The sequence below is a fragment of the Elioraea sp. genome (assembly GCF_051860475.1).
Taxonomy (GTDB): Bacteria; Pseudomonadota; Alphaproteobacteria; order Acetobacterales; family Acetobacteraceae; genus Elioraea.
This window is the reverse complement of record NZ_JBHYDW010000046.1, coordinates 21,145-27,144: the sequence shown is the minus strand read 5'-3', so window position 1 is coordinate 27,144 and position 6,000 is coordinate 21,145. Positions and strand designations below refer to the sequence as shown.

The 6,000-nt window shown below is 70.0% G+C and carries 5 protein-coding genes; 4 read left to right on the top strand and 1 reads right to left on the bottom strand.

What is annotated here, in order from left to right:
* From ACTIFU_RS10485 to ACTIFU_RS10470, 4 genes are all read left to right on the top strand, one after another.
* Positions 1-292: helix-turn-helix domain-containing protein (locus tag ACTIFU_RS10485; protein ID WP_439578253.1), on the top strand; the 292-nt coding region annotated here is incomplete at its 5' end.
* A gap of 69 nt (positions 293-361) precedes the next feature.
* Positions 362-781 carry a VOC family protein gene (locus ACTIFU_RS10480; protein ID WP_439578252.1) on the top strand — a complete coding sequence of 140 codons (420 nt, stop codon included), beginning with the start codon at positions 362-364 and terminating at the stop codon, positions 779-781.
* A gap of 385 nt (positions 782-1,166) precedes the next feature.
* Positions 1,167-2,810 carry a BCCT family transporter gene (locus tag ACTIFU_RS10475; protein ID WP_439578251.1) on the top strand — a complete coding sequence of 548 codons (1,644 nt, stop codon included), beginning with the start codon at positions 1,167-1,169 and terminating at the stop codon, positions 2,808-2,810.
* A gap of 61 nt (positions 2,811-2,871) precedes the next feature.
* Positions 2,872-4,401 (top strand): M81 family metallopeptidase, encoded by a 1,530-nt coding sequence (locus tag ACTIFU_RS10470; protein WP_439578250.1) that lies wholly within the window; start codon positions 2,872-2,874, stop codon positions 4,399-4,401.
* A 6-nt stretch (positions 4,402-4,407) separates the two neighbouring features.
* Here ACTIFU_RS10470 and ACTIFU_RS10465 read toward each other — a convergent pair whose 3' ends face one another.
* A complete protein-coding gene (locus tag ACTIFU_RS10465; protein ID WP_439578249.1) occupies positions 4,408-5,973 on the bottom strand; it encodes an ABC transporter substrate-binding protein in 1,566 nt (521 codons plus the stop codon).
* Positions 5,974-6,000 lie beyond the last annotated feature (27 nt).

Genomic DNA, 6,000 nt, shown 5'->3' with positions numbered 1-6,000 from the left:
GCGCGGTCTTGCCGAGGCGCTTGGGTGCAGCCGCCAGCACCTCGTCACGCTGTGTCGCCACGAGTTCGGCCTGCCGCCGCGTACCCTTGGCCGCCTGATCCGGTTCGAGCGCGCCATGGCGAGGCTGGAGCGGGGCGAGGTGACCAGCCTCGCCGACCTCGCCGCCGCCTCTGGCTATGCCGACCAGGCGCATCTCAGCCGCGAGGTGCGCCGCTTTGCGGGCGACTCGCCGCGGGCGCTGCTGTCGCGGCTCTTGCCCGACGGCAGCCTGATCCTCGCCGAAGCGGGCTGACAAACGTTCAAGACCGCCGTGCCAGGAGCTGCGCAGGATCGCCACCGGCAGCGACCACGGAGAGACGCCATGCCCAGCACCGCCATTCCCTGCCTCGTCTATCGCGACGCGCCCCGCATGATCGATTGGCTCTGCGAGGTGTTCGGCTTCGCGCGCAACGCCGTCCATGAGACCGAGGACGGGCGGATCGCCCATGCCGAGCTCACGCTCGGCGAGGGGATGATCATGCTCGGCTCGCAGGGTGCGGGCAGCGCCGAGTTCGACCGCGCGCAGAAGATGCCGTCCGAACTCGGCGGCACCACGCAGAGCCCGTATCTGGTCGTGGCGGACGCGGACGCGGTGTACGCCCGCGCCCGGACCGCCGGGGCCGAGATCGTCATCGCCATCAAGGACGAGGCGTATGGCGGCCGCGGCTTCTCGTGCCGCGATCCGGAAGGGCATCTGTGGAACGTCGGCACCTATGACCCGTGGCGGCGGCCCGCCGGCTGAGGGCGCGGGGCGGCGCTCCGCGGCGCCGGCGCGGCTTGGGTTCGATGCGACAGGACATCGAAGCAGAATCGGCCAGAGGGCAGGCGCTGCCGCCAGTCGATGGACGGACAAGCCGTGCGCCAGGCCGACGTTGCGGCAGTCTGCATGAGCCCAGAGGCAATCAGGGGTTCCAACCCCGGAGGCGACGGCTTACCATCGTGCCAGAAACTGCTCCGTCGTCTTCGCGAGTCGACTGGCGACGGCCTCACGCTGCCGAGACCTGCCCCAGAACAGCGGCAGGATGTTTGCGCTCGGCATTACACCGTCCCTGGCGGGTGCATGCTGCATTGTGCCGGAACGTCGCGCCGGCTGCGCCATGCCGCGGGACGGACCATGGAGGACCGCGATGACCGACGAGACCGCGCGAGAGAACGACACCGGCCTGCCCCCGCCGGACGGGGAATGCACGCCGATCGAGACCGACTACACGATCGGCCAGGACAACATCACCCCGCAGGTCGGGCCGTTCGCGCTCGACATCCACAACCCCGTGTTCGCGGTCTCCGGCCTGACCGTGGTCGCCTTCACCTTCCTCACGCTGGCGTTCCAGTCCGAGGTCGGACCGATCTTCACCGGGCTGCGCGACTGGCTGGTCGGGGCGCTGGACTGGTTCTTCCTCTCCGCGGCCAACCTGTTCGTGCTGCTTTGCCTGTTCCTGATCGTCTCGCCGCTCGGGCGGGTGCGGATCGGCGGCACCGAGGCCACGCCCGATTACGGCTACGCCAGCTGGTTCGCGATGCTATTCGCCGCCGGCATGGGGATCGGGCTGGTGTTCTTCGGGGTCTCCGAGCCGATCTCGCACTACAACAGCGCCTTCGGCGGTGTGGCGGTCGAGAACGGCGTGCGCAGCGACTGGGCACCGCTCGGCGCGGCCGCGGGTGACCCGGCGGCAGCGCGTTCGCTCGGCATGGCGGCGACGATCTTCCACTGGGGCCTGCATCCCTGGGCGATCTACGCTGTCGTCGGCCTCGCGCTCGCGGTGTTCGCCTACAACAAGGGCCTGCCGCTCACCATGCGCTCGGCCTTCTATCCCGTGCTGGGCGAGCGGGTCTGGGGCTGGCCCGGCCACGTGATCGACACGCTCGCGGTGTTCGCCACCCTGTTCGGGCTCGCGACCTCGCTCGGGCTCGGCGCGCAGCAGGCCAATGCGGGGCTCGCCTTCCTGTTCGGCATCCCGGACGGCGACGCGACCAAGGTGATCCTGATCGTCGCCATCACGCTGATCGCGATCGGCTCGGTGCTGCGTGGCATCGAAGGGGGCGTGAAGAAGCTCTCCGAGTTCAACATGCTGCTCGCTGCCGCGCTCGTGCTGTTCGTCGTCGTCGCGGGACCGACTGTCGCGATCCTGACCGGGTTCTTCACCAATCTCGGCGCCTATGCCTCGGAGCTCGTCGCCCTCTCGATGCCGTTCGGGCGCGACGACGACAATTTCCGCCAAGGCTGGACCGCGTTCTACTGGGCCTGGTGGATCTCCTGGTCGCCCTTCGTCGGCATGTTCATCGCGCGCGTCAGCCGTGGGCGCAGCGTGCGCGAGTTCATCATCGCCGTACTGCTGATCCCCTCGCTCGTCTCGGTGTTCTGGATGACCACCTTCGGCGGCACCGCGATCAGCCAGATCGTCGACCAGGGCATCACCGCGGCTGCCGATGCGCCCTTGGAACTGAAGCTGTTCGCGATGCTGCAACACCTGCCGCTGACCGCGATCACATCCTTCGTCGGCATCGTGCTGGTGGTGGTGTTCTTCATCACCTCGTCCGACTCCGGCAGCCTGGTGATCGACACCATCACCGCCGGCGGCAAGGTGGACGCGCCGAAGAGCCAGCGCGTGTTCTGGTGCAGCTTCGAGGGGCTGGTGGCGATCGCGCTGCTGCTCGGCGGCGGGCTCGCGGCCTTGCAGGCGATGGCGGTCTCGACCGGGTTTCCGTTCACGATCGTGCTGCTGCTGGCCTGCCTCTCGCTCGTGAAGGGGCTGATGGACGAGCCGCGCTGAGTCTCTGGCGGCGTGTGGACGGGCTGCTACCGTTGAGCATCCAACCCGAACGGAGCACCTCATGCCGCGCCCCCGCGTCCTCGTCGCCCACCTCTTCCACGAGGGCCACTGCTTCAACCCGACGCTGACGCGGGCGCAGGATTTCTTCGTGTTCGAGGGGGCGGCGATGCTGGAGGCGGCGCGCAGCTCCTCCGGCATCCTCGGCGGGATCGCCCGCGCGCTCGACGCCGCCGGCGCCGAGATCATCCCGACACTCTCGGCCAAGACGCGGCCGGGCGGGCCGGTGGAGCGCGGCTTCTACGAGGACGCGAAGCACCGCATCGTCGCGGCGGCCGCGGCGGAATCGCCCGATGCGGTGTGCCTGTCGCTGCACGGTGCCATGCTGGTGGATGGACTCGCTGATCCGGAGGGCGATCTCCTGGCCGCCCTGCGTCGCACGGTCGGCAGCGCCGTGCCGCTCACCGCCGGGTTCGACCTGCACGCCTATTGCAGCCGCGCCATGCTGGCCGCTGCCGACATCGTCACGGCCTGCAAGGAGAATCCGCACTCCGATCTCCAGGCGGCCGGCGAGCGCGCCGCCCGCCTCGCGCTCGACATGCTCGCCGGGCGGCTCCGGCCGGTCACGGCGTCTGTGCATCTGCCGTTCATGTCGCGCGGCAATTCCGAGACCGCGACCGGGCCGCTGCGCGAGCTGCACGATCTGGGCCGTGCCTGGCTCGCCCGCGCGCCGTCGCTGGTGGACTACTCCATCTTCAACACCCACTCCTTCATCGACGCGCCCAACATGGGGCAGGTGGTGCTGGCGATTGCCGATGCTGACACCCCAACGGCGGAAGCCGCCGCGACCGACATCGCCAGCCGGATGTGGGCGGCGCGCGAGCGCTTCGTCATGACCTGGCCGGACCTCGACGCCGTGATCGACCGCGTGCTGAACGAGCCCTCAGGCCGGCCTTATGTGATGGGCGACAAGGGCGACAACGTGCTCGCCGGCGCGCCGGGCGACGGCACCGCGCTGCTCTGGCGGCTGAAGGAGCGCGGCGCCGGGCTGCGTGTCGCGCTCCCGGTCACCGACGCGGCCGCGGTCGCGGCGGCGCGCGCGGCCGGCATCGGCGCGACCGTCTCGCTGGAGGTCGGCGGCCAGCTGACGCCGGGCATGCGGCCCTATCCGTTGACCGGCACCGTCAGCCATCTCGGCGACGGCAGCTTCGTCAACACCGGGCTCTACATGCGCGGCCAGCCCTCGAAGCTCGGGCCATGCGCGGTGGTCCGGTCGGGGGGCGTTGCGGTGCTGCTGACCAGCGAGCCCGGCCTGACCCAGGATCCGGCCGCCTTCGAATCGAACGGCATCGCCATCGCCGAGCAGGACCTCGTGGTCGCGAAGTCGTTCTTCCACTTCAAGCTCTCGTTCGATGGCGTGGCCACGCCGATCCAGGCCGACACGCCGGGGATGTCGCGCTTTGCCCCGACCGAGCTGCCCTACACCCACGGTCGGCCGTTCTGGCCGGCCGACGAGGTCGCGCTCGACCGCATCGCGCCCGTGATCTTCGACCGCTCCGACCGCGGCCGCGGGCTTGCGGTGCGGATCACCTGACCGAGGTCACTTCACCGGCCGGGCGAGCATTGCCTGGCTGCGCGAGAGCGGTGAGGGCGTGTACTCGACCTTGTCGGCGCGCATCGCCCAGGTGCTGCGCGTCGAGACGAGCGGGATCAGCGCCATGTCCTCCATCACCACACGCTCGGCCTCGGCGATCAGGCGGTTGCGGCCCTCGTCGTCCAGCGTGGCGAGCGCCCGGTCCATCAGCGAGTCGAGCGTCGGGTTGGAGTAGCGCTGACGGTTGAACGCGCCCCAGCCGCGCTCGGGCGAGTAGGTGGTCAGCAGCGCACGCAGCGTGTTCGCCCCGAGCGTGCCGACCCAGGAGCCGAGGAACATCGAGAAGTCGCGTGCGGTGGCCTTGGGGAAGAACACGTTGCGCGGCTGCGTCTCGACGCGCGTGCGCACGCCGATGCGGGTGAAGTACTGGCCGACCGCCTGGAGCATCTTGCCGTCATCGGGAATGAACCCTGTCGGACCATGGATCGTGATGGAGAACCCGTCCGGATAGCCGGCCTCGGCCAGCAGCCGGCGCGCGCCCTCGGGGTCGTAGGGGATCGGCGGCAGGGACGGGTTGTGGCCTTCGGCGATCGGACCAAGAAGCTGATGCGCCGGCGCCGCCTGGCCCTCCAGCAGGCGGTCGGCGAAGGTCGTGCGGTCGATGCTCATGGCGAGCGCGCGGCGGACCCGCACATCCGCGAGCGGGTTCGCCGGCAGCGGACGCCCGGCGTGGTCGGTCACGAAGGGGACCTCGGGCCGGTTGCCGTCCGGGAACATGTAGACAAGGCTCGCCGCCGGGATGCTGGCGAGACGGATGCGCGGATCGGCACGGAACCGCGCGAGGTCGCTGCCCGGCACGCGGTCCATGATGTCGATGTCGCCGGCGAGCAGTGCCGCCCCGCGCGCGCCGTCCTGGGTGATGGCACGGATGCTCACCGTGTTCCAGGGCGGGGCGCCGTTGCGGTAGGCGGGATTGGCGGCGAGCTCGACGCTCTCGTTCGGCGCGTAGCGCAGGAACCGGTATGGCCCCGTGCCGACCATCACGCGTCCGGAATTGAAGTCGGCGGTTGTCGCGTTGCGATGGACGCGCTCGGACAGGATCATGATCGCGGTCAGGTCGCGCGGCAGGAAAGGGTAGGGCGAGGCGGTGCGCAAGCGCAGCGTGTGGTCGTCCACCTTGTCGATGCCGACGATCGGGCGGACGAAGGTGACGAACAGGCCCGGGCTGTTCGGCACCGTCGGCACGCGGGCGAGGGTGAAGATCACGTCGTCGGCCGTGAGCGGCGCGCCGTCGTGGAACCGCACGTCGCGCCTGAGTCGGAATTCCCAGGTCGTGTCATCGACGATCCGCCAGCCCTCGGCGAGACGCGGCGTGATCCGTCCGTCCACCTCCTCCCAGGTCAGCGGCTCGAATACGTGTTGCAGCGTCATGTTGTTGACGAGCAGGTTGTGGAAATGCGGGTCCATCGACGAGGGCGCATTGGCGATGCCGAAGCGCAGATCGTTGGCTGCGACCGGAGCAGCGCCCAGCGCCAGGGCAAGAGCGAGACCGAATCGGGTTCGGCGTGACATCGCGGCGTTCCTCCCGTTGCGGACGGA

Excerpts from the sequence above, each read along its gene's own strand:
- ACTIFU_RS10480 (WP_439578252.1), top strand. The coding sequence starts at position 362 with ATGCCCAGCACCGCCATTCCCTGCCTCGTCTATCGCGACGCGCCCCGC.
- ACTIFU_RS10475 (WP_439578251.1), top strand. The coding sequence starts at position 1,167 with ATGACCGACGAGACCGCGCGAGAGAACGACACCGGCCTGCCCCCGCCG.
- ACTIFU_RS10470 (WP_439578250.1), top strand. The coding sequence starts at position 2,872 with ATGCCGCGCCCCCGCGTCCTCGTCGCCCACCTCTTCCACGAGGGCCAC.
- ACTIFU_RS10465 (WP_439578249.1), bottom strand. The coding sequence starts at position 5,973 with ATGTCACGCCGAACCCGATTCGGTCTCGCTCTTGCCCTGGCGCTGGGC.